Here is a 26,498-nt window from a genome sequence, read left to right on the forward strand (position 1 = left end):
CCAATCCTCCGTCATGCCATGGCTCGACCATGGCATCCATGCCGTGACATCTCTCCATGGAACGGCTTTGCCCTGAGGCAACAAAACGGCATGGATGCCCGGATCAAGTCCACTGCTGTCCGGGCATGACGATGGAGAGCGGGACGAACCTACACTTTAAGCACACAGGATCAATTACATGCGATCCCGGTCTCGCCGGCTCGCGCCTGTTGGGACGGCACCCGGCGCGGTGAGCATCGCCTTACTTGCCCTCACCCAATGAGAGCAAACATACGCAATACACCTTATTCGAACAAACTTTAAACTGAGGCAATTAAGTTACAGCCAGACGCAAGCTCACATATTATACTTTTCTCTACGTCAACCAGACTCAGTCACGCGTAATTTGCGGAGGTCGATATGAACAGGTCTTATGCAAGAAAAGTCGGTCTCGGCGTTGCCGCGGCCCTGCTGGCCGGCACAGCCCTTCTTTCCGGCGCGGCACAGGCCGCGGATTATGGAACTCCCTACAGCGGCGGGTTCACCTGGTCCGGGCTTTATTTCGGCATCAACGGCGGTATCGGCTGGGCGACCAGCCGGCACACGGATTCGCTCGGCGCAACCACCGGCGACTTCGACCAGAGCGGCGGACTGATCGGCGGCACCGTCGGTTACAACTGGCAGATGAACAACATCGTCTTCGGTATCGAAGGCGATTGGGACTTCGCCGCCATCGACGGCTCGACCACCACGTCCTGCGCCGTCGGCTGCAAGACGGACCTTACATCCTTCGGCACGCTGCGCCCGCGCATCGGTTACGCCTTCGACCGGTTCATGCCCTATATCACCGGCGGTCTCGCCTGGGGTCTGATCGACGCCGGACAACCGGGTTTCTATAAGTCCAGTTGGGAAGCCGGCTGGACCGTCGGCGGCGGTGTCGAAGCGGCGTTCACTCAAAACCTGTCGGCAAAGCTGGAATATCTCTACGCGGATCTCGGGGACGGCGGCTACACGGTGGCCATTCCGGTCAAGGCCCGCGAAAACAACATCAGCATCCTGCGTCTTGGCGTCAACTATCGCTTCAGCGGCAATCCGTTCGGCAATTAAGCCCGGCGGGAAGATCCGAAACGACACAACAGCCCCCGGCCGTTTTTACCGGCCGGGGGCTGTTGCATTCTGAAACCCCGGCACCAAACGCCGCCGGGCAAGGCTGGACAATCCCCCTCCCCTTCCAAATACTCGGTCATCTGGCGGAATCGCGCGGATCCTGCCGGCTCAATCGGGTCGGCCGGGACTTGAGATGCGTTTTGAAGCCGTGATCGGGCAGAGAGGGCGCGCAGACGGGGGCAGGCTGATGCTGAGTGACAAGCAAAAGGGCGTGGCCCGCGGACTGGGCGGAGCGATTGCGGCAACTCTTGTGGCCTATGGCCTTGCGCTGTGGCTTGCGGGCGATGCATTCGCCGCCTTCGACACCCTTTTAGGCCGGATGCGGCTCCTGGCCCTGTCGGTCCTGCCGCTGCTTGCCTTCTTTTGCATCAGTATCGGGTCGCTCGCGCGGCACCGCTTCTTCTCAGCTGACGATATCGACGGCAGCGGCCTGACGACCGGCACAGCGACGGCCCATCAGCTGCAGGCGGTCCTGCAGAATACGCTGGAGCAGACCGTCCTGGCCGCAATCGCCTACCTGGCCTACGCGCTGCTGGCCCCCGCGTCCTGGCTCATTCTCCTGCCCGCCGGCGCAGGGCTGTTCCTCATCGGCCGGATCCTCTTCTGGCAAGGCTATGGCTCCGGCGCACCGGGGCGGGCCTTCGGCTTTGCCCTGACCTTCTACTCGACCATATTCATCGCCCTGCCCGCCATCGTCTTCGCGTTTCTGCAAACGGCACCCTGATCGGCCGGACCATACAGGCCCGCTGCGGTGCGAACAGACCGGAAGGAAAGGGAACCCCGCCATCAGAGCAACCTCCCCTGTTTCCGGCTTGCCGACTTTAATATAACAAGTTATATAACTTCATATCTAATTGGAGACCCCCATGACCGAAGACATCGTGCGCCGGCTCGGTTACATGACCCTCGGCACCCGGCTGAAACGCATCGGCGAGCGCCTGCAGGCGCAGACCCAGACGCTGATTTCGGAACGGGAAAGCCCGGAGGCGGGATCGGTCAACTCGCCGGTCCTCGCCGCGTTGTGGCGAAACGGCCCCTTGAGCATCGGCGAACTGACGCAGGCGATCGGCCAGAGCCAACCGGGCATCACCCGCATGGTCGGCAAGCTGAAGGCCCGCGGCCTTGCCGAGATCGGGCCCGATCCGGTCGATCGCCGCATCTCCAAGGTCTCGCTGACGGAAGCCGGGAAGGACCTCGTCCGCAGGCTGGAGGAAGGCGCCTGGCAGACGGTCGAAGCCGCCGTCACGGACGCCTGCGAAGGGCTGTCCGGTTCGCTGCTGGACCAATTGGGCCAGTTGGAAGACCGGCTTGCCGCCCGGCCGCTGCCGAAGCGGGTGCGGGTCCGGGTCAAGGCGCGCTAGCCGCCCTGTTTCGTAACGGAGTATTTTTTATGGAAGACGCCCTCGACACCGCCGTCTGGACCGCACTCACGACACGCCATGAACGGTTTGCCGTCGGCACCGGACAGGCCCGGCGCTTCGATCCCGACGTCGCCCCCTTTGCCGCGGCAAATGGCGCAAGCGCGCAAAGCCTGTCGGACCTCGGCGACCTGCTTGAGGACGGCGAGACCGATGTCTACCTGCTGCAGCGGGCGGATATCTGCCTGCCGGACACGCTGAGCGCCCCGATGACCGCTCCCGGCGTGCAGATGATCAGGCGGCGCGCCTGTGCGGTCCTGCCGGCCACGGACGGGATCATCCGCCTGACGGAGACCGACATTCCGGAAATGCGCGCCCTTGTCGAACTGACCAAACCGGGACCTTTCCGCGCCCGGACATTCGAACTCGGCGAGTTCTGGGGGATCCGATTGGACGGTCGGCTGGCGGCCATGGCGGGCGAACGGCTGAAACTGCCCGGCTTTACCGAGGTCAGCGGTGTCTGCAGCCATCCGGATTTTCGAGGCATGGGCCTGGCCGCCGCGCTGTCCGATTTTGTCGCAAGCCGTATCGAGGCGCGCGGCGAGGTTCCGTTCCTGCACGCGTTCGCCAACAACGCCGCAGCAATCCGGCTTTATGAAAAACTCGGGTTCGAACTGCGCTGCGGGGTCAATGTCGCGGTCCTGGCGAAACCCGCAACCACGCACCGATAGACTCAGCGCTTGTCCTTGAGATAGCGCTCGAACGCGGCAAGGGTCGTCTCGGACACGTAGTGCTCGATGCCCTCCGCATCCATTTCGGCCGCCTCTTCGGGCACGCCGACGGCAATCAGCAACTCGACCACCAGCCGGTGGCGGGCGCGGACCCGCTCGGCCATCTCCGCCCCTTCGTCTGTCAGGAAGACACCCCGGTAGGGCCGGGACACGGCCAGCCCCTCCCGCTTCAGCCGGGCAACCGCCTTGGTCGCGGTCGGGTGGGTCACACCGAGACAGCGGGCGATATCGGTAATGCGCGCCTCGCCGTGCTCCTGGAGCAGGTCGGCGATCAGCTCGGTATAATCCTCAAGAAGGGCGGAGGCGCGGGCGGAACGGGCCTGGTTGAACCGGTCCGCGGCTTCCGCGTCGAGGATATCCGCCTTGTCTTCTTCAGGCGGCGGCTGGCTGATTTTCCTGGCCAATGGTCCGAAGGTCCCGTTCCGGCATAATTTCACACGTTGCGACTCATATTGCAGCCTTGGCTACATTTTGCAATCGCCAGGTTCATTTTCCTACTATTGTTTGCAATTGCGTCTTTAATTTGTCTATTGACAGAAATGTAGCCTTGGCTTCATTTAGGGGGAATTCAGAGTTGGACGGACTCCCATGACGTTTTTGCCGAACAAGATTTCCATGACCGAACGAACCACGGCCGCGATCGGGGAAACCCTCGCTGGCCGGCGGCGGGGCGTGCGCTCCGCGCTGCTGTTCGCGGGGCCTGCGATCATCGCCTCGATCGCCTACATGGACCCGGGCAACTACGCCACCAACATCCAGGCCGGCGCCGGTTACGGCTACACCCTTTTGTGGGTGGTGCTGATGGCCAACCTGATCGCCATGCTATTCCAGGCGCTGTCCGCCAAGCTCGGCATCGTCACCGGCCGCAATCTTGCGGAAATGTGCCGGGAACAGTTCCCAGCTCCGGTCGTCTGGGCCATGTGGGTCGTCAGCGAGATCGCCGCGATGGCGACGGATCTGGCCGAATTCCTCGGCGGCGCAATCGGGCTGGCGCTCCTGTTCGACATGCCGCTGATGGCGGGTATGGTCGTCACGGCCATCGTCACCTACGGCATCCTGATGTTCGAGGGCCGCGGCTACCGGCCCATGGAGCTGATCATCGGCGCTCTGGTCGCCGTGATCGGCCTTTGCTACGTGATCGAAATCTTCATCGCCCCGATCGCCTGGGGCGAGGCCGCCTATCACATGGTGCTGCCGGATATTCCCGATGCCGCCGCGCTGACCATTTCCGTCGGCATCATCGGCGCCACGGTCATGCCCCATGCGGTCTACCTGCATTCCGGCCTGACCCAGAACCGGGCGCCGGCGCGCGATCAGAACGAACGCCGCAAGCTGGTGAAATTCTCCAACATCGAGGTGGTCCTGGCGCTTGCCGTCGCCGGCATGATCAACATGGCCATGGTGATGATGGCCTCCAGCGCCTTTCACGCCGGCCATAGCGAAGTCGCGGAAATCGAGACCGCCTACCACATGCTGACGCCGCTCCTCGGCGGCGCGGCGGCCGCGGTCTTCCTTGTTTCGCTGATCGTCTCCGGCGTCTCCAGTTCCGTGGTCGGCACCATGGCGGGCCAGATGATCATGCAGGGCTTCGTGCGCTTCTACATCCCGATCTGGGTGCGCCGGCTCGTCACCATGGTGCCCGCGTTCGCGGTGGTCGCCATCGGCGTCAATGCCACGGACGCGCTGGTTCTCAGCCAGGTCGTCCTCAGCATCGCCCTGCCGGTGCCGATGATCGCCCTCGTCCTGTTCACGCGGAACCGCAAGATCATGGGCGAGTTCGCCAACCGCCGGATCACGGATATCCTGGCGATCGCCGGCTCGATCATCGTCTTGTCCCTGAACTGCGTCTTGCTGGCGCAGACCTTCGGCGTTGAAATCCCGGGATTGCCGGCCTGAGGACCGGGCCTCCTTACTTGCCCCCCCCTCACCTGTCCCTGAAGCCGTACCAGAGATAGGCGCCCTGCAGATAGGCCTGGCGCAGGGCCGGGAACGGGAACCGGTCGAAAGGCCGTGACATCGCGGCCGGCAGATCCGCCTGCTTGATCTTGCCCAGCGCCAGATCGGCGATCTTTTCTCCCGACAGCGACGCCATGGCGATGCCGCTGCCGTGCCAGGCCATGGCGGCAAAGACGCCTTCCATGTCCGGCACCGGCCCGACATAGGGTGTCAGGTTCCTCGTCAGGCAGACATGGCCGTACCAGGAATACTCCGTTTCCACATGACGCCATTCGGGGAACATACGGTCGAAATCCGCCCGCCCCCGCCGCTGCATGGCGTCGAGCGCCTGCTCCGTCTCGAAGATCCCGCCGCGGGTCCCGAACAGAAACCGCCGGTCCGGCAGCAGGCGGAAATAATGTAAAAGCGTGCGCGTGTCGGCCGCCATCAGGTCCGAGGTCCAGCCCTGTGCGGCAAGCTCGCTCTCGGTGAGCGGCCGGGTCACCACGACGCTCGACATGGCCGGCGGGGTCCGGCCGTGGAGCCAGTCCGGCACGTTTTCGTCCGCATAACCGTTGCCGGCCAGGATCACCTTCCGGGCAATGACCGATCCGTCCGGCAGGGCCAGCGACCACCGGTTCGCGTCCCGCTCGATCGCGACCACCGGGGAACGGGAAAAGATCCGTCCGCCCTTCTCCCGCACCTTGGCTGCAAGCCCCTGCACGTATTTCATCGGGTTCAGCGCAAAACCGAACGGCACATGCAGGCCGCCGTGGAATTCCGGACCGGCAATGCCTCGCTCGGCCAGTTCGGCCTTGGAATAGAGTTTCGGCTGGTAGCCGAAATATTTCTTCAACAGCGCCGCTTCCTGCTGGAAGGCCTCCAGCTCGGATGGCCGGTGCGCCAGCATCATCTCGCCCTTGGAATGGCGGTCGACATCGAGCTTCCAGGCATCCAGCCGCTTCGCCACCTTCTCGATGGCCTCGATCTGGTAGAGAACGAATTTCTGCGCTTCCGCCAGGCCGAAGCGTTTCATCAGGTCGCTTTCGGAAAGCTTGGTGCCGCCGAAACAGCAGAAGCCGCCGTTGCGTCCGGACGCTCCCCAGCCGACGCGTCTGGCGTCCAGCACGCAGACCGAGGACCCTGCCTCGGCCAGCCTGAGCGCGGCGCTGAGCCCCGCATACCCCGCACCGATCACCGCCACGTCGAACTGGGCGCTGCCCATCAGCGACGGATCTTCGAAGATCTCGCCGACCGAAGCTTCCCAATAACTGCCGATATCGAGCGGAACGCCGTTTTTCCCTGGCATCATCCGTGCCTCTAGAAACCCAGCCTGTCGCGAAGCGAGAACCAGGACATGGCCAGGACCAGGAGCGGGAAGCGCAGCCGGTCTCCGCCGGGGAACGCCGGCACATTCAGTTTTTCAAACACATCGAAACGGGCCGCGGTCCCGTCGATCGCCTCGGCGATCACCTTGCCGGCAAGCGTTGCCATGGCGACACCGTGGCCGGAATAGCCGGTTGCGGTCACGACATTCGGCGCGAGATGAGCGAAATAGGGCATCCGCTTCGGCGTGATCGCCAGCGTTCCGCCCCAGCCGTAGTCGATACGCGCGTCTTCCAGTTGCGGGAATATCTCCAGCATCGGCTTTCTCACGAAAGCCTTGATGTCGGCCGGGAACCGGTAGCCGTAATTCTCGCCGCCGCCGAACAGCAGCCTGCGGTCGGCGGACAGCCGGAAATAGTTGATGACGAATTTGCTGTCGGCCACCGCCACATTGTCCCGGATCAGTGCCCGCGCCTCGTCTTCCGAAAACGGCTCGGTCGCGATGACGAAATTGTTGATCGGCATCACGTGGGCAGCGGTCTTGCGGTCGAGCCGGCCGAGATAGCCGTTGCAGCCGAGCACCAGGTGTTTCGCCTGAACCGTTCCGTATTGCGATTTGACCGTAACCGTGTCGCCGCCTTCGTAGGAAAGCACCGTGGTTTCCTCGAAGATCCGGACCCCTTTCGCCTCGGCCGCTTCGGCAATCCCCAGCGCGAAATTGAGCGGATGCAGGTGACCGGCGCCCATGTCGATAGAGCCGCCGTGATACGCCGGGCTGCCGACCATTTCCGACATCTCTTCCCCGCCGACGAAGCGGATCTTGTCGTAGCCGTAGGTCAGCCGCAGATGCTCGACATATTCCATGCTTTCAGGAACGAACGACTTGCGGTGATCCGCATGAAGGATGCCCGGGGTGTAGTCGCAGGCAATTCCATGCGCCGTAATCAGATCGGTGACCGCCTTTTTGGACTCCTCGGCCAGCTCCCACAGGAGTTTGGCATGCGCCTGCCCGTGGCGCTGCTCCAGAACGGTCTGGTCCATACGCTGGCCGGAGCCGACCTGTCCGCCGTTGCGCCCCGAGGCTCCCCATCCGACCCGGTGGGCCTCCAGCAGCACCACGTCATAGCCGCGTTCGGCCAGGTAGAGCGCGGAAGACAGGCCCGTATAACCGCCGCCCACCACGCACACATCGCACCGGATGTCGCCTTCCAGCGCCGGATGGTGCGTCTGCCGGTTGGCCGTTGCCGAATAATAGGAGGGAGCGTGAACGCCTTTGGTGTCGTTGGCGGTCAGAAGATCAAGCGAACTCAACATGGATACTCAAACATTCTACTGGGCTGTAAACGCTGCCGGCAGGCCACCGGCACAAGCCCCGGGAGCGCCCACATTCGTCCGCTTTTCATGGCATTGCAAGACCACGTCGCAAGGCCCTCAAGACGCAGCGGCATATCGCATCCCTTTGAGGAAAAAGAAAGGCTGGCCTGACGGAGAACTCTTTTTTTCAGGCACCGCGAAGGTCGAACAGCCAGCCGAGCCCGTCCTCGATCGCACCGCGCGGACGGTACTCCGCGCCGATCGCGCCCCGGTAACCGAGATCGTCAAGCAGCCTGACGATATGCCCGTAGTTGACCTCTCCCCGGTCCGGTTCGCCCCGGTCGGGAACGGCGGCAATCTGCACATGGCCGATCAGGGGCAGGAGCGTCTCCAGGCGATGGCTCAGGTCGCCCTCGATAATCTGCACATGATAACAATCGAACATCAGCCGGATTGAGGGCCGTCCGAGGTCTTCGATGATCTGCGCGGCCTGTTCCGTGCTGCGCAGAAAATAGCCGGGGATTTCACGCTGGTTGATCGGTTCGATCAGAAGCTGGATACCGTCTTTCTCCGCCTGATCGGCCGCATAGTCCAGGTTTTCCAGAAAGCAGCGATGGGCTGCCTCACCTTCCGCCTGTCCGGCCATGACGTGAATGAAGGGCGTGCGGATGAAGCGCGCATAGGAAACCGCTTCGCGGATCGCTTCCTGCGCCTCAACCTCACGGCCGGGAACGGCGCAAAGTCCGAAATCCTTTTTGGCGGGATCTCCGGGGCGGGTATTCAGCGAAAGCATGGCAAGGCCGGTCTCGGTGAGCGCCTGATACACCTCGTCCGGCGCTGCTCCATAGGGCCAATGGCACTCCACCGCATCGAAGGCCGCCTTCCTTGCCTGCCGGATTGCGTCCGGCAGGGAAAGATCCTTCCATAAGAACCCGAGATTGGCAGAAAAACGCGCCATAATGCCCCTCAAATCGAAGTAAGTGAATTTCTTAATACCGCGCACCGGCAAAACTTAAAAGGACTCCCGTTCCCGGGCCGCGGCACTTACGCAGAAGTTGCAGCACAGCACTGAAATTCCCCTACGGAACCCTCTCGGAATTTAGCTAATCGTCAGAAATTTCACGACAATTTCGTGAAATTGACCCGGTTGAGCTTGACGGGAAATTCCATCTAAAATTTAAAATGTAAGAACTAATTACAACCGCAGGAATAGTTAATTCGGCAGGGGGCTATGTTCAGAATTTTATTGGCAAGCGCAATCACTATCGCATCACTGGCACAGGCAACCGCAGCGGAACAGGTCACGGTGCCCGCCAACAGGAAGTCCATGGTCGGCAGTCACGTCATCTTCAGCCGCGACACATGCAGCGGGAGTACCGTTCCCAATATGCGTGTCGGCAGGAAACCGAAACACGGCAAGGTCGACTTCAGAACGGTGTCGGGAAAACTGAGCGAAGGCAGATGTGCCGGAAAACCCATGAGGGGGAAGGCGGTCTTTTACACTCCCCAACGCGGCTTCAAGGGCTCGGACAATTTTTCCGTCGTGTTCGAATACGACTATTACGAAGGCGCTGCCAGAAGAACATCCACATCCTATTCTTATGACATCACCGTAAAATAGGCGTTCGCGGGAAAAGAAATCCCAAGCCTTCGGCCGGTCGACGGAACCAGACAGGTTGCGTCGGCTCCCGGCTGACGATGCCGTTTCAATTCATCCGGCCTGATGCACGGCGTTCCTCGCCATGGATACCGGCGAAGTTCGGTTGCCGGGCTCCGACTGATAAAATCAAGAGTAATCATCATGCGTAAACTTATGCTGGCAATCGCATTCATATGCACAAGCGCGACACTCGCTTCAGCCGCAGACCACATCACGGTTCGGGCCAACAGGACCACTAAGGTCGACAGCTTCGTTTTCTACAGCCGCGTCACCTGCAGCGGCGGTGAAATTCCCAATCTTCGCGCCGGCAGAAAACCGAAACACGGCAAGCTCACCTTCAAGCGCGTCAACGGAAAGCTCGGTCCTGGCCCCTGCGCCGGAAAGATCATGAAAGGTTCGGCCGCGTATTACACTCCGGACAGGGGTTTCAGAGGCGAAGACAGCTTTTCGATAAGCTACACGCACGACATCTATGAAGGGGCCGCCGGGCGAGCGTCGACCTCCTACTCGTATCGAGTGACCGTGAAATAGCATTGGTCCGCATGGGGCCACCCCATGGAGGGGCAAACGGCCCCTTCACACAGTTTCCATACCAATCGCCGAAAGGCGGAGAACCCGGAGAAGATGCACATGTTCAGGACCGTTTTGGCAGTCGTGCTGACGATTGCATCCATATCAAGCGCTTTCGCGGGTCCGGCGGCTCCGGCGGAGGCAGCAGCTAAGCCCGAATTCGCCTAATCGCCCGGATAGAAAGACCGGCTGGAACCGGCCGGTTTTTCAACGTGCGGGCAATCTGCCCTCTGCGGCCTGAGGCAGCAGAAACGGAACATCCGCCACGGGCAGGCTTCCGATCTTCAGCGGGAAATCGAAGGCATCCGAAATCAGGTCGTCGCGGTAGACATCCGCGACCGGACCATCCGCCAGAAGACGGCCGTTCTTCATGACCAGAACCTGATCGGCGTACATGGCCGTGAGGTTCAGGTCATGCAGGACGCACAGTACGCCGCCGCCCCGATCGGCGAAATCCCGCGCCACATCCATGATCAGCAGCTGATGGCGGATATCGAGGCTTGAAATCGGTTCGTCGAGGATCAGCCAGCGCGGCTGATCGCCGGCCTTCGGCTGCCAGACCTGGCAAAGCACGCGGGCAAGCTGGACCCTCTGCTGCTCGCCGCCGGAAAGGGACTGATAGGCCCGGCCTTCGAAACCGGCCATATCGACCCGGTCGAGCGCTTCACCTATCCGGCCCTGTGCCTCCGCCAGCGGCAAAGGGGTATTCTGCAGACCGAGCCTGACGACTTCCTTCACCGTCAGCGGGAAGGACAACTGCGTGTGCTGTGGCAGGACCGCCCGCACCTCGGCCAGTTCCCGCGGAGGGTAGCGGCCGAGCGGCCGCGCATTCAGGCGAACCTCGCCGTCATGGCCGGTTTCCCCGGTAATGGCCTTCAGCAGCGTCGATTTGCCCGAACCGTTCGGCCCGACGATGGTGCAGACCTTGCCTGCATGGGCCGCGAAGGTCACATCCGAAACGATGGTCTTTCCCGTCAACCTGACCGCCAGTCCGGTAACACTGAGATTGGTTTCCATTGCCATCATAGTCCCGTCAGCCCTCGACGCCTCAGAAGAATCCAGAGAAAGAACGGCGCGCCGGCAAGCGCCGTCAGGATACCGATCGGCAACTCCGCAGGCGCCACGACGATCCGGCTGACCGTATCCGCAAGGATGAGCATGACCGCGCCGAGAAGCGCCGAGGCGGGCAGCAGATAGCGATGATCGGGACCGATGGTCAGGCGCAGGAGATGCGGCACGACGATCCCGACGAAGCCGATCCCGACGCTGACGGCAACGGACGCGCCGGTCGCAGCCGCGACCGCCACGATTGCCAGCGTTTTCAGGCGCTGGACCCGGATCCCCAGATGCCCGGCCGCGGCCTCGCCCAGGAACAGAGCGTTCAATCCCCTGGACAGGGACAAGGCGACGACCAGCGCGACGGATACAATCAGGGCGCAGGTCGCCACCTTTTCCCAGCTTGCACCGGCAAGGGAACCCAGGTTCCAGAAGGTCAGGTCGCGCAGCTGCTGATCATCCGCATAAAAAATCAGAAGGCCGACCATGGACATCGCCAGCGCGCTGATGGCAATGCCGGCCAGAAGCATGGTCGCCACCGACGACAGTCCGTCGCTGGTGCCGATCCGGTAAAGCAGCGACGTGACCAGCAAGGCGCCGACAAAGGCTGAAACCGGCAGGGAGAATACCCCCAGCAAGGCCGCCACCGGCGCAAGCCACGACTGGCCGAGGATGATGAACCCCGCCGCGCCGAGCCCCGCCCCGGAGGACACGCCGATGATCCCGGGATCGGCGAGCGGGTTGCGGAACAGGCCCTGCATGACCGCGCCGGAGACTGCAAGCGATGCTCCGACCAGCGCACCGAGACAGACCCGCGGCAGCCGGACCTGGAAGAACACGATCCGGTCCCGCAGGTCCTCGCCGGACAGCGTTGACGGTGGATCGAAGGCCGACGCCATCACCTTGAGCGCCTGAATCTCAAGCGCTCCGGAGTTCAGGGAAACCAGCATGGCACATCCCAGAAGAACGGCCAGCAAGGCGATGGCGGATCGCGCAAGCGGTGCGCGGTCGCCGTCTCGGGCTGCCGCGACGTGGCGCTGCAGCGGCCGAAGGACGATTTTCGTCATTGTGCCCAGCCCTGTCTTTTCGCGCGGTGCGGTCTCATAGCCCGAAATCCGCAAGATCTCCGGACAGCTCGCGAACGGCACTTGCGGTTCTTGGACCGAAGCCGAGCAGATAGAGCCCGTTCATCCGGATGAGACGCTTGTTCCGGCCGGCCGGCGTCTGGGCAATCGCCGCATTGCCGAGAATGTCCGAGGCGGCGTTTTCGTCCCCGTGACGCTCCATCATCAGGATGACGTCGGGTGCGGCGGCGGTGATCGCCTCCTCGTTCAACTGCTTGTACCCGGGGAACGTGCCAACGGCGTTCTTGGCGCCCGCCATGGCGATGATCGCATCGGCCGCGGTCCCGGTGCCGGACGCGAGGATCCGGCCTCCGGCATAGGACAGCACGAACAGAACCCTGGTTGTCCGGTTCAGCTTGTGTGCATCCGCGACAGCCTTGTCGAGATTCGCCGCAACCTTTTCCGAAAGCGCTTCCGCCTTGCCGTCCACGCCCAGGGCGGCGCCAACCGCCCTGATCTTCTGCCGGATCGCCTCACCGGAATAGCCTTCCGGGACCGTCACGAAGGGCACGCCCGCGGAGGCCAGCACGGACACGGCTTCAGGCGGTCCGCTGCCCTCGATGGCAAGGATGCCGTCCGGCTTCACCGACAGCACCCCTTCGGGCGAAAGCGCCCGCATGTAACCCACGTCCGGCAGGGCCAGCGCCTGTTCCGGATAACTGCCGGTACTGTCGCGGGCAACCAGCCGGTCCTGCTCTCCGAGCGCATAGACGATTTCGGTGAGAGACCCGCCGATCGCCACGATGCGGTCCGCGTTTTCAGGCAGGCGGTCGGATGAATAGACCGGTCCGGCGGCCATGAAGCCGATGGCGAAAGACAATCCGGTGGCAAGGCACCTTAAGGCGCGGGGGATGGAGCGTATCACGGTCATGCCAGCGCCTCCCCGGATGCGAGCGTCTGCAGGCGCGGCAGTTTTTCCACCAGCTCGCGCCAGTCGTCCCGCTCCCTCTTGCCCTCGCCGCGAACGCCGAAGAACTGCATGATCTGGACGCCGTCGCGGTCGAACACTTCGACGGATGTGACGTAGCCCTCGGCAACCGGCTTGCGCACACCCCAAACCTCGGCGATCCGATCGGTCCGCAGATGCAGATGGAAGCCTTCGTCCATGACGTTGATCCAGGGTCCCTTCGCAACAATGTTGGCGACCGGGCCGGAATGGATCTGGATACAGCCCCGGTTGAAGACGAAACACATGATCGGCAGGGCGTCACTGGCCGCGTGGTGCAGCAGCGCGGTAACGGCGCCCTGGTCCAGGGTCCAGGCATAGGCATCGCCCGCCAGGTGGAACGCATTCAGGCGATGCAGGTCCAGATCCTTGAGGATACCGACGAACTGGTGCGGATCGGTCATCGCCTGCCAGCGTTCGCGCAGTTCCGCCTGGGCGCTTTTGTTCAGCGCCGGCCGCGCCGGCTGGTCGAACGGCACCACCTCGGCCAGCAGTCCCGGTGTCTGGTCCTCAAGCGCAAGCCGGTCGACCAGCCGGTCCCAGGCCTCCAGATCCGTCGCCTCGCGGGCATGGATCTTGTGCACCGCCTCGCCGTGGCCGTCGAAGAACTGCAGGCTCTTCTTCACGCCCGAACCGGTGTCCTTTTCCACCGCAAAGCCGTGAACCCAGGCGGAGGGAAACATGCGCATGTCGATGTCCGCGCCGAGCATCAGCGACGCGTTGCGGCCCTTCACATAGCGGTCGTACACGCCGACCTTTTCATGAACGGCGCTTTCGTTGCGGGTCAGCGCCAGGACTTCGCCGAGCGCCTCGACCCCCGGGAACAGGACGCTGAAATCCGTCGCGATCCGCTTCGCGGACTGGCCGCAGAAGGCCGCAACAAGTTCGGCTTCGGAAACGCCGCATTGCTGCGCCAGGTCGCGCTCGCGCATTTTGGGGTTGTCCGCACGCATGCGGCGGAGCTGTTCGAAATCGGCGACAGTCGTGTCCATTGGTCATTCCTTCAATTGGATCGGGAAAAACGCCGCCTCGCAATTCCTCCGTCAATTCAGAGGCATGGCTGTTTCCTGGCTAGCTCCGGTCCTCGGATAAAATCACGAGGCCCGGACACTGCGACGGGACGCATTAATACTTGACTCTAATATTCAGAAAATAGTACGGCATCAATACCTGAGTTACAGACTCATGATTTTTTAACCACTGAAACGCAAGCGAGCCCGAGCCAGCCAGCATTTCAACCCACTGGAGGTAAGAGATGGGGCTGATGAGCCGAAACAGGGGCTGGCTGATGTGTGGGGTGGCGGCAAATGCCGTCGTCATGTGCGGTCAGGCTCTCGCGCAGGACGCGGAAAACACCCAGGACCAGGGAAGCAACACGACGCTTTCCGAAATCGTCGTCGGAGCGGGCGTCCCGAAGGTCGCCATCGATACGCCGCAGGCGGTGACCGTGATCGATCAGGAAGCGATCGACGAGAAACAGCCGACGACGATCGGCGACATCTTCACCCAGATTCCCGGTGTCAGCATCGTCGGTTCCGACCGGATCGGCGGCCAGTCGTTCAACATCCGCGGTATCGGCGATCTGGGCGCGGCCGACGAATCGAAGATCATCGTCTCGGTCGATGGCGCGGTGAAGTTCTACGAACAGTACCGCATGGGGTCCTTCTTCAGCGATCCGGAACTCTATAAGCGCGTGGAAGTCCTGCGCGGACCCGCCTCCTCCACCCTTTACGGCTCCGGGGCGCTCGGCGGGGTGATCACCTTCACCACCAAGGATGCGGAAGAGTATCTGCAGCCGGGCGAAACCGGCGCGGTCCAGTTGAAGACCCAGTACAATTCCAACAAGGACGGCATTCTGGGGTCGGTCATCGCGGCTTACGCCTTCAACGACCAGACCTCCGTGCTCTTGAACGGCAACGTGCGCAAGCAGGGCGAATACGAGACCGGGAACGGCACGCCGATCGCCGGTTCCGACTTCCTGTCCTTCTCAGGGCTGGGCAAGGTCACCCATCACTTCGGCGACGCCAACGAACAGACCATCCGGCTGTCCTACCAGCGCTGGCAAAGCAATGCCGACGACACCGCCTATTCCCAGACCGGCACGCTCGGCTTCGGCACCATCGACCGGGACATCACCGACCAGACCGTGATCCTCTCCTACGAGAACCCGGCAAGCGACAATCCCTGGCTTAACCTGAAGGCGAACCTGTCCCTGTCCGACACCCACGTGGTCCAGAGCGATTCCTCCTTGGCGGCCGTCAGCCCCTCGCAATTGTTCCAGGACGGCGAATACACCTACCGGACCTGGGCCGGAAAACTGGAAAACACCTTCGAGAAGTCCGGCGCCGGTTTCATGAACTATCTGACCATCGGCACCCAGCTCAGCTATCAGCAGCGTCTGGCAACCAGTACATCCGGTGCAATCGGATTCCATCCGGAAGGCACGGATACCAAGCTCGGCCTGTTCGCCCAGGACGAATTCATCTGGAACGAGCGGCTGACCCTCATTCCCGGGATCCGCGCCGATTTCGTGAACCTGGAGCCGGATTCGGCGATTTCCGGTGCCTCCTCCATGTCGGACGTGGCGCTCTCGCCAAAACTCGCCGTCATGTACAAGTTCAACGAGACCCTGTCGCTGTTCGGCTCGGCCGCCCACACGGAACGCATGCCGACGCTGGACGAACTGTTCTCCACCTCCGGCGCGACCGGGACCTACCCCGGCGGCCGGTCCGCGAGTATCAGCCTCGACAAGGAAACATCGAACAACTTCGAGGCCGGCTTCGGCCTGTCCTTCCGGGACATCCTGTCGGCCGATGACGGCCTGCAGCTGAAGACGACCGGGTTCTACAATCTCCTGGACAACCTGATCACGACCAATCCGGACACCGGTCTGGCGACCGCGGTTCCGTATTACGTGAACGTGGAAAAGGCGGAGATCTACGGTGTCGAAATCGAAGGCGCCTATGAATCCAGATACGCCTTCGGCAACCTCGCGTTCAGCCGGATATTCGGCAAGAACACCGACACCGGCCAGAACCTCGACACCATCCCGGCCACGACGCTGGCCCTGACCCTGGGCGGACGCCTGCCGCAATACGACGTGTCCTTCGGCTGGCGCGGGCTGTTTGCGGAATCGATTGCCACCGGCGCAACGTCGGACGGCCCCTTTGCCGGCTATGCGGTGCACGATCTCTTCGCCGACTGGACGCCGGAAGACGGCCGGATGGCCGGCTGGCAGGTGCGCGCCTCGGTGGAAAACGTGTTCGACAAGGTCTACCGCAACAACCTGGCCGGCGATGACGGTCCGGGCCGGACCTTCAAGCTGACGCTGGCGAAGAAGCTGAGCTGGTAAAGCGGACTGCGGTCGGAGATGTAGGGTCAGGCGTCCGTTTTACGGGTGCCTGATCACGCCTTCCCGGCACCACCGGTCGAAAATCGCCAGGGCCGTTTCGGCAAAGGCCGTGTCGTTGATATGCGCATCGATCTCGTGCAGATCGACATTTCCCGGACACCCTTCCCGCATGGCGGCGAGAAACGCCGCTAGCCCTTCGGCGTCGTGAAGGTCCGCCCCCGGCCGGTCCCATTCGCCGCATCCGCCCACCGGCAGGATCAGGGCCGTCGGGCCTTTGGCTTTGGCAAGCTGCTCGCAATGGGCCCGGGCGACTTCTTCGCGCTCTTCGGTGTTCAACACGATGGAGGTGAGCAGGCGGTTGTGGGCATGTTGCAGATGCTCCGACCATTTGTCCGCTATCGGCTGCCAGCCGACCACATCGACCAGATCGTAACAGCCGGGCGCAACGATTTGCGGAATGCCCTTTTCGCCGGCATGGGTCAGTCGGTCGGCGCCCGCCGAAATGTTCGATCCGTTGAGATGGTTGCCGAGCTCCTGGGTACAGAAATCGAAGACACAGGCAAAGGCGCCCTGCGCGGCAAGAGATTCAAACGCCCGCCCGCCCATGCCGGTGGCATGAAACACCGCCACCTCGAAGCCGCGCTCCTCCAGCGCCGGCTTCAGCGCCACCATGTATTTCAGCGCGGATTTGCCGAGCGAGGTCATGCCGATCAGCGGCTTCGACCGGTCCGGAGGCTCGACCGCGCGCGCAGCGCCCAGAACGGCCCCTGCCGCCTGGCTCAGCGAGGCCTTGCAGACGGAATTGAGCCCGTATAGCCCGCCGGCCCACAGGATCATCTGGGTATCGGCGGCAAGCCGCTCCGGCGGGATCAGCGGCGAGAAGGCGACTGTGGAGACGATATATTTCGGCACGCCGAGCGGCAGGGCGGAACAGACGTCGAGGGCAAGGTCGGTACCCATGGTCCCGCCGAGCACCACCATGCCGTCGAACCGGCCCTCGCCGTAAAGACGGGCGGTCAGCAGGGCGGCCCCTTTCGCCATGATCTGCATGGCGTGGTTTTCGTCGCCGCTGTCGATCGCCGCCTGGATGGAACTGCCGCCCTCCTCGGCCACATCGTGCTTGGACCAGTCGGCCGGCTGCGCCGGATCGCCGAGCACGCTGACGTCCATGGTCAGCACCTTGCCGCCCTGCCCCCGGATGACATCGGCCATGTAGGAGAGTTCGTCGTTCTTGGTGTCATAAGTGCCGACAACGAGGATCGTCCTGTCACTCATTCCCTTGTCTCCTAAAGCTTGATCCAGGCCGTCTTCAGATCGAGATACTTGTCGAAGGCATGCAGCGACTTGTCATGGCCGTTGCCCGACTGCTTGTGGCCGCCGAGCGGAACCGTCAGATCGGAGCCGCCGTAGGTGTTCACATGAACCATCCCGGCCCGGATGCGCCGGATCATCCGGTGCGCCCGCGACAGATCCGCGGTCCACACGCCGGAGGCAAGGCCGTAGGACGTTCCGTTGGCGATGTTGATGGCTTCGTCTTCCGTATCGAACGGAATAACCGCCAGCACCGGACCGAACACCTCCCGTTGCGCCAGATCATCGCCGGGTTCGACACCGGTAACGATGGTCGGTTCCATGAAATAGCCGCCGGTTTCTTCAAGAATCCGCCGGCCGCCGATCCGGATGGTCCGGCCCGCGGACCGCGCTTCTTCGACAAAGGCGAGGTTCTGCTCAAGCTGGCGCAGGCTGTTGACGGCGCCTGCCGCCGTTTCCGGATCGAGCGGATCGCCGATTTTCATTGTCTCCACATGCGCCACCAGCCGGTCGACGAACTCATCATGGACGGAGCGCTCCACCAGAAGGCGCGTGCCGGCGATGCAGACCTGGCCGGAATTGCGGAAGATGCCGTTGGCCGATGCCTTGACCGCCGCATCGAGGTCCGGCGCATCCGCAAAGACGATGTTCGGCGACTTGCCGCCGAGTTCCAGATAGACCCGCTTCAGGTTCGACTTCGCCGCGTTTTCCAGAAGCCTGCGCCCGACGGCGCCCGACCCGGTAAAGACCAGCACGTCGACCTCCATCGACAGGGCAATGGCCTCGCCGACGACGCTGCCTTCGCCGGTCACGACGTTGAGCACGCCAGGCGGCACACCGGCGTCGAGCGCCAGTTCGGCGAGACGAACGAGCGTCAGCGAGGCGGTTTCCGCCGGCTTCAAAACGACCGTGTTGCCGGCCGCCAGCGCCGGCCCGAGCTTCCACGCGCCGATCATCAGCGGAAAGTTCCACGGCACGATTGCGCCGACCACGCCGACCGGCTCGCGGTAGATGAGCCCCAGAACGTCGTCCGCAGTCGGGGCGATCTCACCGTAGATTTTGTCGATGGCCTCCGCGTAGTAGCGGATCGTGCCTGCCGCAGAAAGTGGTTCCGCCTTCAGCGCCATGCCGATTTCCGTACCGTTGTCGCGCACGCCGAGCACGGCAAGCTCCAGCGCGTTTTCCTCAATCAGCGCCGCCCACTTCAACAGGATTGTCTTGCGCACTGCCGGCGCCATGCCGGACCAGCGCCCGTCCTCGAATGCTCGGCGGGCAGCAGCGATCGCGGCCTCCGCGTCGTCCCGCCCTCCCGCTGCCATGGTGGTCAGCACCTGCCCGTCCAGGGGGGAGACGACTTCCATTTCCGCACCGCTTGCGGACGGGCGGCGTTCGCCGTCGATGATGTGAACCGCCGGTGGAACCGGAGCCTGACGGAGTTCTTCAATGCGTGCCTGATCGAGCATGGGCGTCACCTCATCTGACTGTCGTGCACATCGTGGTCATGGGACATTTCGGGCTCGCGCGACCGGCGTTCGCGGATGATGCCCCAGAAATGCATCACGATGAGCAGTACAATGGCGGCCGCGATCAGGGCGGAGATCGGGCGGTCGACGAAGTCGAGCGGGGTCTTTACCCGCGCCATGGCCGAGCGCAGCTTCACCTCCATGATACCGCCGAGCACGATACCGAGAATGATCGGCACGATCGGCAGGTTCTGACGTTTCAGAATCAGGCCGATGATCCCGAAACCGGCTGCGATCGCGCAATCGGAAGCGGAATTGCGCAGGGAATACACACCGACAAAACTGAGCGTCAGGATCATCACGCCGAGAAAGCGCGTCGGAATGCGGATGATGCGGATCAGCAGGTTCGACGAGAACAGCATGAACACGATGACGATCACATTGAGCGCGATCATGGCCATGTAAAGCGCGTAGACGAAGTCGAGCTTGTTCTGGAACAGGGCCGGGCCCGGTATCACGTTGTGAACGTAGAAGACCGATAGCATCATCGCCGTCAGCGCCTCGCCGGGAATGCCCAGCGCCAGCAGCGGGATCATGGCGGCCGCCGGCACCGCATTGTTGGCCGATTCCGAGGCGACGAGCCCTTCCGGAGATCCCTTGCCGAACAGGTCCGGATCCTTCGAGGTCTTCTGCGCATAGGTATAGGACAGGAACTGGGCGGTGAATTCACCCACGCCCGGGATCATGCCCATCAGCACGCCGAAACCGGCCCCGACGGAAGCGATCCGCTTGTAACGCAGGACTTCCTTCAGGGCGCTCCACATCGAGCCCTGAATGCGCTGTGTTTTCGGTGCGGATTCCGGCTCGTTGAGCAGGACGAACGCCTGGCTGATGGCGAAGAGCCCAAGCACCACGACGATCAGATTGACACCCGAGGCCAGCCATTCCTGACCGAAAGTGAAGCGCTGGGTGTATTTCACCGGTTCCAGGCCGATCGTGCCGAGGAAGATACCAAAGGCAGCCAGCATGCCGGCGGCGAAGGTCTGGCCGCGATGGGCAATGATCACCAGGACGATGCCGAGCAGGGCTGCCAGGAAAATCTCGCGGCTGCCGAACATGGGCGCGATCTTCGCCAGCACCGGCGAAAACAGGATCAGCACCACGATCGAGATGATCCCGCCCAGGAATGACGCACCGTAGGCCAACCCGAGCGCCTTCAGCGCCTGACCGCTTTTCGTCATCGGATGGCCGTCGTAGGTGGTCAGCGCGTTGACGGCGGTGCCCGGCGTGTTGATCAGGTTCGCCGGGAGCGCGCCGCCGAACATGGACGAGCCGTAGATGCCAAGCAGCATGGTGAGCCCGACCAGCGGCTCCATGGAAAAGGTTGCGGGCAGGAGAATGGCGATGGCGACTGCCGGCCCGACGCCAGGGATCGCCCCGATGATCACGCCGCCGACCGAGCCGATCAGAAGGGCAAACGCCACATCGAACCGCGCCAGGAGTTCCACACCGGAAAGAAAAGTATCCATAATGCACGCGCTCAGAGGTAGGTCATCATGAAGCTTCTGATGCCGTCCGGCAGGCCCTCATATATGAGCCCCGCGGGGAGCTTCACCTGCAGAAAGGCCTTGAACAGGATGACGACAGCCACGGCGAAAAGCGTCGAAGCCGCCATCCAGCGGAAACTGCGGTATCCCATGCGGAACGACAGCAACCCGCAGAACAGGATCGTCGACAGCAGATAGCCCAGAAGCGGAACGACGGCGACATAGGCCATGAACCACAGGGCGAATTCGATGGATCGCAGCCAGTAAAGCACTTCCTGAAGCCTGCCCGGAATCCGCTCGGAGACAAGGGATCCGATCAGATGGAACAGGCTGAAGGTCACCATCAGGACAATGGCGATCGTGGGCCAGAATGCGGGCTGGGCGAACAGTTTGGTCCGTTTCACCCAGACGACCTGATCCGGAATATTCACGAGCAGGAACAGGGAGAAGAGGAAAAACGTCAGGGCGAAGACCATGTCGCCCGGCCGCCGGTACCGCTTGAACAGATCCTGCAGGTTCTTGATACGGTTCATGGCTGTCCCCTGGGAAGAGCGCCCGCACCAAAAATGCGGGCGCATCCGTCCATCGTTACTTGGCGTTCAGGGCTTCGACCGTCGCCATCGTTTTCTTGTCTTTTTCGATCTGGGCGGCGGACTCCTCCGCGTTTTGCCAGTAGATCAGCGCTCCCGTTTCGGCCGCAAGCTTGCGGGCCGCTTCGGACGCCATCACCTTACTGGCAACCGCCGCGATCTTCTCACGCACGTCCGCCGGCGTTTCCTTGCGGACAAAGAGGCCGTTCCAGAGCGCCACGTTCAGGTCCGGCTCGATTTCGCCGACGGTCGGCGTGTCCGGCGTCAGCGGAATTCTCTTCGAGCCGATGGATGCCAGCACGTTCACCTTGTCCAGACAGGGCAGTATGAGCTGCAGGGTCGTGTTGATCACGTCCGCATCGCCGGAGGCGAGCGTGTTGCAGTCCAGGGCATCGAATGCGGCATCGCTGCCGAATTGAAATCCCAGCTTGTCGGCAAGCGCGAAGGTCACCTGCGTCGGGATCAGGACAGTGCCGAAGTGGCCGAGGGCGACATCGTTGTCTTTGGCGTAGGCGGCCAGTTCCTGCATCGTGGCATAGGGCGCATCCTTGGACGCCGCGATCACGAAGGGATAGGTCAGGAAGATCCCGACCGGATCGAACGGGTTCGGGTTGAGCGCGGGAATGCCGACCTGCGGCCCGACCAGCGGAACGCCGATCACGAAGGAGCCGATCGTGTAACCGTCCGCCGGAGCCGCGGCAACCTCGGCGGCACCGGGGAACGGACCGCCGCCGCCGCCCGGCTTGTTCACCACGGCCGCCGGAACGTCATACGTCTTCTGGAACTCGTCGGCGATCATGCGTGTCAGCACGTCCTCCAGATCGCCCGGCGGGAAGGGAACCACGAACTCGACCGGCTTTTCAGGATATTCCGCCATTGCCGACATGGGAAAGGCAAGCGCCGCAACCGCAGCCGTCACTGCAATAAGCTGTTTCATTTCCGTTCTCCTGCTGAAAGTTTTATGGTTTATTATTTGAACCGTTGGTATCAATTATTCTTGCTCCCATGGTGTTTTTCTGTCAAGGTTTGTTTCAAATGTAACCAAAATATCGAACTGGAACTTCAGGCACCCGGATGGGAACGATCACCAAAGCCCTTGAAATGTTGAACTGTTTTTCCCGGAAACGGCCGGAGATCGGATTGAGTGAATTCGTCCGGCTCACCGGGCGGGACAAGGCAACGGTGCACCGGCACTTGTCGGAACTGGAGCAAAACGGCTTCCTGGAGCAGCATCCGGTCACCCGCGCCTACCGGCTGGGTCCGGCGATCCTGCGACTGTCCGCCGTCCGGGAGACGACAAACCCGCTCCGGTCCGTGGTTCGGCCGATCATTCTGGAACTGTCCAACGAAGTCGGCGAGCTCGTCCATTTTTCAATGCTTCAGGGCCTGAGCCTGTCGCCCGTGCACAACGCGGATCCCCGGATCCACGGCACCCAGGTATTTTTTGACGAGGCCGAGCTCCTGCCCCTGCATGCCACCGCTTCGGGCCTCGCCATCCTTGCATTTTCGCCCGGGAAATTCGTCGACCGGGTTCTCGCCCGGCCGCTGCAGCGCTTCACCGAAAACACGATCACCGATCCGGACACCTTGCGCGACATGATCGCGAAGGTCCGCGAAACGGGCTTCAGCTTTCTCGAGCAGGGGTTCGACAAGGAAGTAACCTCGCGCGGCGTCCCGATATTCGGTCCGGACGGAACCGTGCTCGGCGCGCTCGCCGTCGCCATTCCGCACACGCGGCTGACGGACGAAAAGAGCGCAGCGGCTCTGGCTGTGTTGCGCAAGGGCATGGTCCGCATAACCCGGTCCATCGGAGGCACGATCCCGCCGGAACACGCACACAAATGGTGTATTGATGACTGAACGGGCGCTCATCCTCGATTTCGGCGGCGTCATCACCCGCACGCTGTTCGAAACCCACCCGCAGACAGAACGGGCCCTGGGGCTCTCGCCCGGCACGCTGACCTGGCGCGGCCCGTTCGATCCCGAGAGCGATCCGCTGTGGCGGTCGATGCAGGCCGATGAGATCAGCGAACGGGACTACTGGAAGGCCCGCACCCGGGAAGTCGCCGAACTAACCGGCGCCGGCTGGACGGAGATGTCCGATTTCGTCCGCGCCGCCCGTGGCGCCAGCCCGGCCGACGTCATCCGCCCGGAGTTCCTGTTCACGCTTCAGATGGTCAAGGCCGCCGGTATTCGCGCGGCGATCCTCTCAAACGAGCTGGACCTTTTCTATGGCGCCGACTTCCGGGCGAAACTTCCGTTCCTGAAGGATTTCGACGTCATCCACGATGCGACCTACACGAAGATCCTGAAGCCTGATCCGCGTGCCTACACCGGGGTTCTGACGGATCTCGGACTAGCGCCGGAGGCCTGCGTCTTTGTCGACGATCAGGCCCGCAACATTGCCGGCGCCGGCGCCGTCGGCCTTACCACCGTTCACTTCAACGTCCAGGCACCTGCCGAAAGTTATGCCGAAGCCATGAAGCTGCTCGGCCTTTCTGGAGAAACCTCATGAAAAACAAGAATTTCCTGAAGGAAAACAACGCCCGTCACCTGTGGCACCCGATGGCCCATCCGGCCGACAGCCTTGCCAATCCGCCCGACATCATCGTCGAGGGCGACGGGGTCATGATCACCGACGTGGACGGCCACAGAACCGTCGATGCGGTCGGCGGACTGTGGAACGTCAATCTCGGCTATTCCTGCGACCCGGTGAAGGCGGCGATCGCTGCCCAGCTCGACAAGCTGCCCTATTACTCGATCTTCCGCGGCACCACCAATGACGCGGTGATCGAACTGAGCGAAATGCTCAAGGACTTCTTTGCCCCCGACGGCCTGTCGCGCGCCTTCTTCACTTCGGGAGGCTCGGACAGTGTGGAAATCGCCCTGCGGCTTGCCCGGCAATATCACAAGATCCGCGGCGAGGCGGGCCGGGTCAAATACCTCAGCCTGAAGAAGGGCTATCACGGCACCCACACCCTCGGCGCCTCGGTCAACGGCAATGCCAATTTCCGCACCCAGTACGAACCGTTGATGCCGGGCTGCTATCACATCCCCGCACCTTACACCTACCGCAACCCGTTCAACGAGACCGATCCGGAAAAGCTGGCCGGCCTCTGCCTGGCTGCCCTTGAGGACGAGATCCGGTTCCAGGGCGCAGAGACCATTGCCGCGATGATCATGGAGCCGGTGCTGGGTGCCGGCGGCGTCATTCCGCCCCATGAGAGCTTCATGCCCGGCGTGCGCGAGATCTGCTCAAGGTACGGCATCCTGCTGATCGCCGACGAGGTCATCACCGCCTTCGGCCGCACCGGAAGCTGGACCGGTTCCCGTCACTGGGGCGTCAAGCCGGACATGATGACCACGGCGAAGGCGATCACCAACGGCTATTTCCCCTTCGGCGCTGTCATGATCTCCGACCAGGTCGCGGAAACCTTCGAGACCGACAAGACCGGAAAAGGCGCCATCGGTTCCGGCTACACCTATTCCGGCCATCCGGTCGGGGCGGCCGCAGCCATTGCCTGCCTGAAGGAAACCGAGCGCCTCGCGGTCAAGGACAATGCCGGTGCGCGCGGCGCGCAGCTTTACGAAGGCTTGGTCGCCCTGAAGGAAAAATACGAGGTCATCGGCGATGTGCGCGGCGGCCACGGTCTGATGTGCGCCCTGGAACTTGTCTCCGACCGGGCAGCAAAGTCCCCAATCGACAAGCCGACCATCGGCAAGGTGCATCGCACGACTTACGAAAACGGCGCCATGATCCGCGTCTCCGGCAACAACATCATCCTGTCGCCCCCGCTCGTGCTCGGTGCGGAGCATGTCGAGACCATCCTTGCGGCCCTCGACACGGGCTTTGCCGCGATCTCCTGAGTCCGGCACCAGATGAAGCCGGCCCGCGCGCCTTGTGCGGGCCGGGGACCGATCCTATATTTTCTCAAAATTGAAACTACAGGATCCCCTCCCATGCAAGATGCGGTGAAAATTACCTGTGCCGCCTGCGGCCAGACCAACCGGGTGCCGGTGGCCAAGCTCACGTCCGGCCCGAAGTGCGGCATCTGCGGTGAAGCCCTTGCTTCCGGCAAGGTCGCCGAACTGGACCAGCAGGCCCACGACAAGGCGACGAAAACGGACGAACTGCCGATCGTTGTCGACTACTGGGCGCCCTGGTGCGGCCCCTGCCGGATGATGGCGCCGGAATTCGCCAAGGCGGCGAAGGCGCTCAACCCCCATGTCCGTTTCGCCAAGATCAATACCGAGGACTTTCCGCGCGTGTCCCAGAAGCTCGGCATTCGCGGCATTCCGCTGCTGATCCTGTGGCACAAGGGCCGCGAAGTCGCCCGTCTGGCCGGCGCCCGGCCCGCTCGTGACATCGAGGCCTTCGTCCGCCAGTCGGCCACCGTCCGCGGTTAGTGTTGGCTAGGACAAACAAGTTGCTGATATTCAGAGGTTTCATGTAATAAAATACTATCTTCTAATTCTCCTCAGGCGCCAAAGAAGATAGTGTGGATCAGATTTAAAATCTTCTATTCTCTCAATTCTGTCGGCTTCCTGTTTCGCGAAGACTCCTACGCCACTTGCCCCGGCAACGGCTGACGCTGCTTGGAGGATGCCGCCACTCATATATGATGCCAAAGCCATTGCAGCGGTTCCAACCATCACTCCAGCTTGCCGCATTCTATGAGCGCGGGCAATTGCTCTGAATTTACGCTCTAAATTATCCAGTTTCGGCCGAAGAATGTCGTTGATCGCTTCTTCAGTATCTTTTTCTGGAGTGCTGTCAACAATACTTTTTAATGCAGTTCTAGCCGCAGAAAGATGATCATGTTCATCATCTAATATTTTACACAAGTCGGCCATATTCACACCTGAAATAAAGGGAATTGTGATTATGGGATGGCCCGCCCCTCTCCGGAGCGATCCGATAGGATTGCTCTGTATTTGAGGTAGAGAGGAACGGACCGATGTCGATTTTTGTACTTGGAATTGATCTTGGCAAGAACGTGTGCAGCCTG

General features: G+C 62.3%; 26 protein-coding genes. 12 read left to right on the forward strand and 14 right to left on the reverse strand.

The features are described from left to right. Positions 1 to 399 precede the first annotated feature (399 nt). The 4 genes from HK439_RS14715 to HK439_RS14730 all read left to right on the forward strand — a co-directional run bounded on the left by HK439_RS14715 (position 400) and on the right by HK439_RS14730 (position 3,235). A complete protein-coding gene (locus HK439_RS14715; protein ID WP_190292271.1) occupies positions 400 to 1,086 on the forward strand; it encodes an outer membrane protein in 687 nt (228 codons plus the stop codon). A gap of 247 nt (positions 1,087 to 1,333) precedes the next feature. Further along, complete coding sequence (locus HK439_RS14720; RefSeq protein ID WP_190292272.1) at positions 1,334 to 1,870, forward strand: MAPEG family protein; 537 nt, start codon at positions 1,334 to 1,336, stop codon at positions 1,868 to 1,870. A 142-nt stretch (positions 1,871 to 2,012) separates the two neighbouring features. Further along, on the forward strand, positions 2,013 to 2,507 hold the full coding sequence (locus tag HK439_RS14725) for a MarR family winged helix-turn-helix transcriptional regulator (protein ID WP_190292273.1): 495 nt from the start codon (positions 2,013 to 2,015) through the stop codon (positions 2,505 to 2,507). Between the two features lie 29 nt (positions 2,508 to 2,536). Next, positions 2,537 to 3,235, forward strand: a complete 699-nt coding sequence (locus HK439_RS14730) for a GNAT family N-acetyltransferase (protein WP_190292274.1) — start codon at positions 2,537 to 2,539, stop codon at positions 3,233 to 3,235. A 2-nt stretch (positions 3,236 to 3,237) separates the two neighbouring features. Here the strand turns inward: HK439_RS14730 and mntR are convergent, their stop codons facing one another. Beyond that, entirely contained in the window at positions 3,238 to 3,699 is a 462-nt protein-coding gene (gene mntR, locus HK439_RS14735) for a manganese-binding transcriptional regulator MntR (protein WP_209011823.1), read from the reverse strand. Between the two features lie 184 nt (positions 3,700 to 3,883). Here mntR and HK439_RS14740 point away from each other — a divergent pair, with 184 nt between their 5' ends. After that, on the forward strand, positions 3,884 to 5,191 hold the full coding sequence (locus HK439_RS14740) for an Nramp family divalent metal transporter (protein WP_190292275.1): 1,308 nt from the start codon (positions 3,884 to 3,886) through the stop codon (positions 5,189 to 5,191). Between the two features lie 28 nt (positions 5,192 to 5,219). Here HK439_RS14740 and HK439_RS14745 read toward each other — a convergent pair whose 3' ends face one another. The 3 genes from HK439_RS14745 to HK439_RS14755 all read right to left on the reverse strand — a co-directional run bounded on the left by HK439_RS14745 (position 5,220) and on the right by HK439_RS14755 (position 8,828). Further along, a complete protein-coding gene (locus HK439_RS14745) occupies positions 5,220 to 6,539 on the reverse strand; it encodes an NAD(P)/FAD-dependent oxidoreductase (protein ID WP_190292276.1) in 1,320 nt (439 codons plus the stop codon). 11 nt (positions 6,540 to 6,550) lie between these two features. Beyond that, on the reverse strand, positions 6,551 to 7,870 hold the full coding sequence (locus HK439_RS14750) for an NAD(P)/FAD-dependent oxidoreductase (protein WP_190292278.1): 1,320 nt from the start codon (positions 7,868 to 7,870) through the stop codon (positions 6,551 to 6,553). Positions 7,871 to 8,057: 187 nt separating this feature from the next. Beyond that, positions 8,058 to 8,828 carry a hydroxypyruvate isomerase family protein gene (locus HK439_RS14755; RefSeq protein ID WP_190292280.1) on the reverse strand — a complete coding sequence of 257 codons (771 nt, stop codon included), beginning with the start codon at positions 8,826 to 8,828 and terminating at the stop codon, positions 8,058 to 8,060. 273 nt (positions 8,829 to 9,101) lie between these two features. Between HK439_RS14755 and HK439_RS14760 the strand changes: the two genes are divergently transcribed. Together HK439_RS14760 and HK439_RS14765 are read left to right on the forward strand one after the other, a co-directional pair. Further along, positions 9,102 to 9,491 (forward strand): hypothetical protein, encoded by a 390-nt coding sequence (locus tag HK439_RS14760; protein ID WP_190292281.1) that lies wholly within the window; start codon positions 9,102 to 9,104, stop codon positions 9,489 to 9,491. A 180-nt stretch (positions 9,492 to 9,671) separates the two neighbouring features. Next, positions 9,672 to 10,061, forward strand: coding sequence for a hypothetical protein (locus HK439_RS14765; RefSeq protein ID WP_190292282.1), 390 nt, complete (start codon positions 9,672 to 9,674; stop codon positions 10,059 to 10,061). A gap of 246 nt (positions 10,062 to 10,307) precedes the next feature. On the opposite strand, the gene HK439_RS14770 is transcribed toward HK439_RS14765, so the two are convergent. From HK439_RS14770 to HK439_RS14785, 4 genes are read right to left on the reverse strand one after another with little or no spacing between them, the layout of a single operon-like run. Beyond that, complete coding sequence (locus HK439_RS14770) at positions 10,308 to 11,117, reverse strand: heme ABC transporter ATP-binding protein (RefSeq protein WP_209011824.1); 810 nt, start codon at positions 11,115 to 11,117, stop codon at positions 10,308 to 10,310. 5 nt (positions 11,118 to 11,122) lie between these two features. Beyond that, positions 11,123 to 12,223 carry a FecCD family ABC transporter permease gene (locus HK439_RS14775; RefSeq protein WP_190292284.1) on the reverse strand — a complete coding sequence of 367 codons (1,101 nt, stop codon included), beginning with the start codon at positions 12,221 to 12,223 and terminating at the stop codon, positions 11,123 to 11,125. A gap of 34 nt (positions 12,224 to 12,257) precedes the next feature. Beyond that, positions 12,258 to 13,151: an ABC transporter substrate-binding protein gene (locus HK439_RS14780; RefSeq protein WP_190292285.1), complete on the reverse strand. Its 894-nt coding sequence runs from the start codon at positions 13,149 to 13,151 to the stop codon at positions 12,258 to 12,260. Further along, positions 13,148 to 14,218, reverse strand: a complete 1,071-nt coding sequence (locus HK439_RS14785; protein ID WP_190292286.1) for a hemin-degrading factor — start codon at positions 14,216 to 14,218, stop codon at positions 13,148 to 13,150. Before HK439_RS14785 ends, HK439_RS14780 begins: the two co-directional genes overlap by 4 nt. Before the next feature lie 272 nt (positions 14,219 to 14,490). On the opposite strand from HK439_RS14785, the gene HK439_RS14790 reads away from it, so the two are divergent. Further along, complete coding sequence (locus tag HK439_RS14790; RefSeq protein WP_209011825.1) at positions 14,491 to 16,578, forward strand: TonB-dependent receptor domain-containing protein; 2,088 nt, start codon at positions 14,491 to 14,493, stop codon at positions 16,576 to 16,578. Between the two features lie 39 nt (positions 16,579 to 16,617). Here HK439_RS14790 and HK439_RS14795 read toward each other — a convergent pair whose 3' ends face one another. From HK439_RS14795 to HK439_RS14815, 5 genes are read right to left on the reverse strand one after another with little or no spacing between them, the layout of a single operon-like run. Beyond that, complete coding sequence (locus HK439_RS14795) at positions 16,618 to 17,853, reverse strand: Tm-1-like ATP-binding domain-containing protein (RefSeq protein ID WP_190292288.1); 1,236 nt, start codon at positions 17,851 to 17,853, stop codon at positions 16,618 to 16,620. An 11-nt stretch (positions 17,854 to 17,864) separates the two neighbouring features. Next, a complete protein-coding gene (locus HK439_RS14800) occupies positions 17,865 to 19,352 on the reverse strand; it encodes an aldehyde dehydrogenase (protein ID WP_190292289.1) in 1,488 nt (495 codons plus the stop codon). A gap of 5 nt (positions 19,353 to 19,357) precedes the next feature. Beyond that, positions 19,358 to 20,881, reverse strand: a complete 1,524-nt coding sequence (locus HK439_RS14805; RefSeq protein WP_190292290.1) for a tripartite tricarboxylate transporter permease — start codon at positions 20,879 to 20,881, stop codon at positions 19,358 to 19,360. An 11-nt stretch (positions 20,882 to 20,892) separates the two neighbouring features. Then, on the reverse strand, positions 20,893 to 21,432 hold the full coding sequence (locus HK439_RS14810) for a tripartite tricarboxylate transporter TctB family protein (protein WP_190292291.1): 540 nt from the start codon (positions 21,430 to 21,432) through the stop codon (positions 20,893 to 20,895). A gap of 55 nt (positions 21,433 to 21,487) precedes the next feature. Further along, positions 21,488 to 22,426 carry a tripartite tricarboxylate transporter substrate-binding protein gene (locus HK439_RS14815; protein WP_209011826.1) on the reverse strand — a complete coding sequence of 313 codons (939 nt, stop codon included), beginning with the start codon at positions 22,424 to 22,426 and terminating at the stop codon, positions 21,488 to 21,490. Positions 22,427 to 22,563: 137 nt separating this feature from the next. Between HK439_RS14815 and HK439_RS14820 the strand changes: the two genes are divergently transcribed. From HK439_RS14820 to trxC, 4 genes are all read left to right on the forward strand, one after another. Beyond that, complete coding sequence (locus HK439_RS14820) at positions 22,564 to 23,349, forward strand: IclR family transcriptional regulator (protein WP_190292292.1); 786 nt, start codon at positions 22,564 to 22,566, stop codon at positions 23,347 to 23,349. Next, positions 23,342 to 24,004, forward strand: a complete 663-nt coding sequence (locus HK439_RS14825) for an HAD-IA family hydrolase (RefSeq protein ID WP_190292293.1) — start codon at positions 23,342 to 23,344, stop codon at positions 24,002 to 24,004. The genes HK439_RS14820 and HK439_RS14825 overlap by 8 nt, the downstream gene beginning before the upstream one ends. Then, on the forward strand, positions 24,001 to 25,356 hold the full coding sequence (locus HK439_RS14830) for an aspartate aminotransferase family protein (RefSeq protein ID WP_190292294.1): 1,356 nt from the start codon (positions 24,001 to 24,003) through the stop codon (positions 25,354 to 25,356). The genes HK439_RS14825 and HK439_RS14830 overlap by 4 nt, the downstream gene beginning before the upstream one ends. 93 nt (positions 25,357 to 25,449) lie before the next feature. Beyond that, a complete protein-coding gene (trxC, locus tag HK439_RS14835) occupies positions 25,450 to 25,896 on the forward strand; it encodes a thioredoxin TrxC (RefSeq protein ID WP_190292295.1) in 447 nt (148 codons plus the stop codon). A 54-nt stretch (positions 25,897 to 25,950) separates the two neighbouring features. Here the strand turns inward: trxC and HK439_RS14840 are convergent. Then, on the reverse strand, positions 25,951 to 26,498 hold a 548-nt coding region (locus HK439_RS14840; protein WP_209011827.1), incomplete at its 5' end, for a hypothetical protein.

The sequence above is a fragment of the Roseibium aggregatum genome (genome assembly GCF_014692675.1).
GTDB lineage: Bacteria > Pseudomonadota > Alphaproteobacteria > Rhizobiales > Stappiaceae > Roseibium > Roseibium aggregatum_C.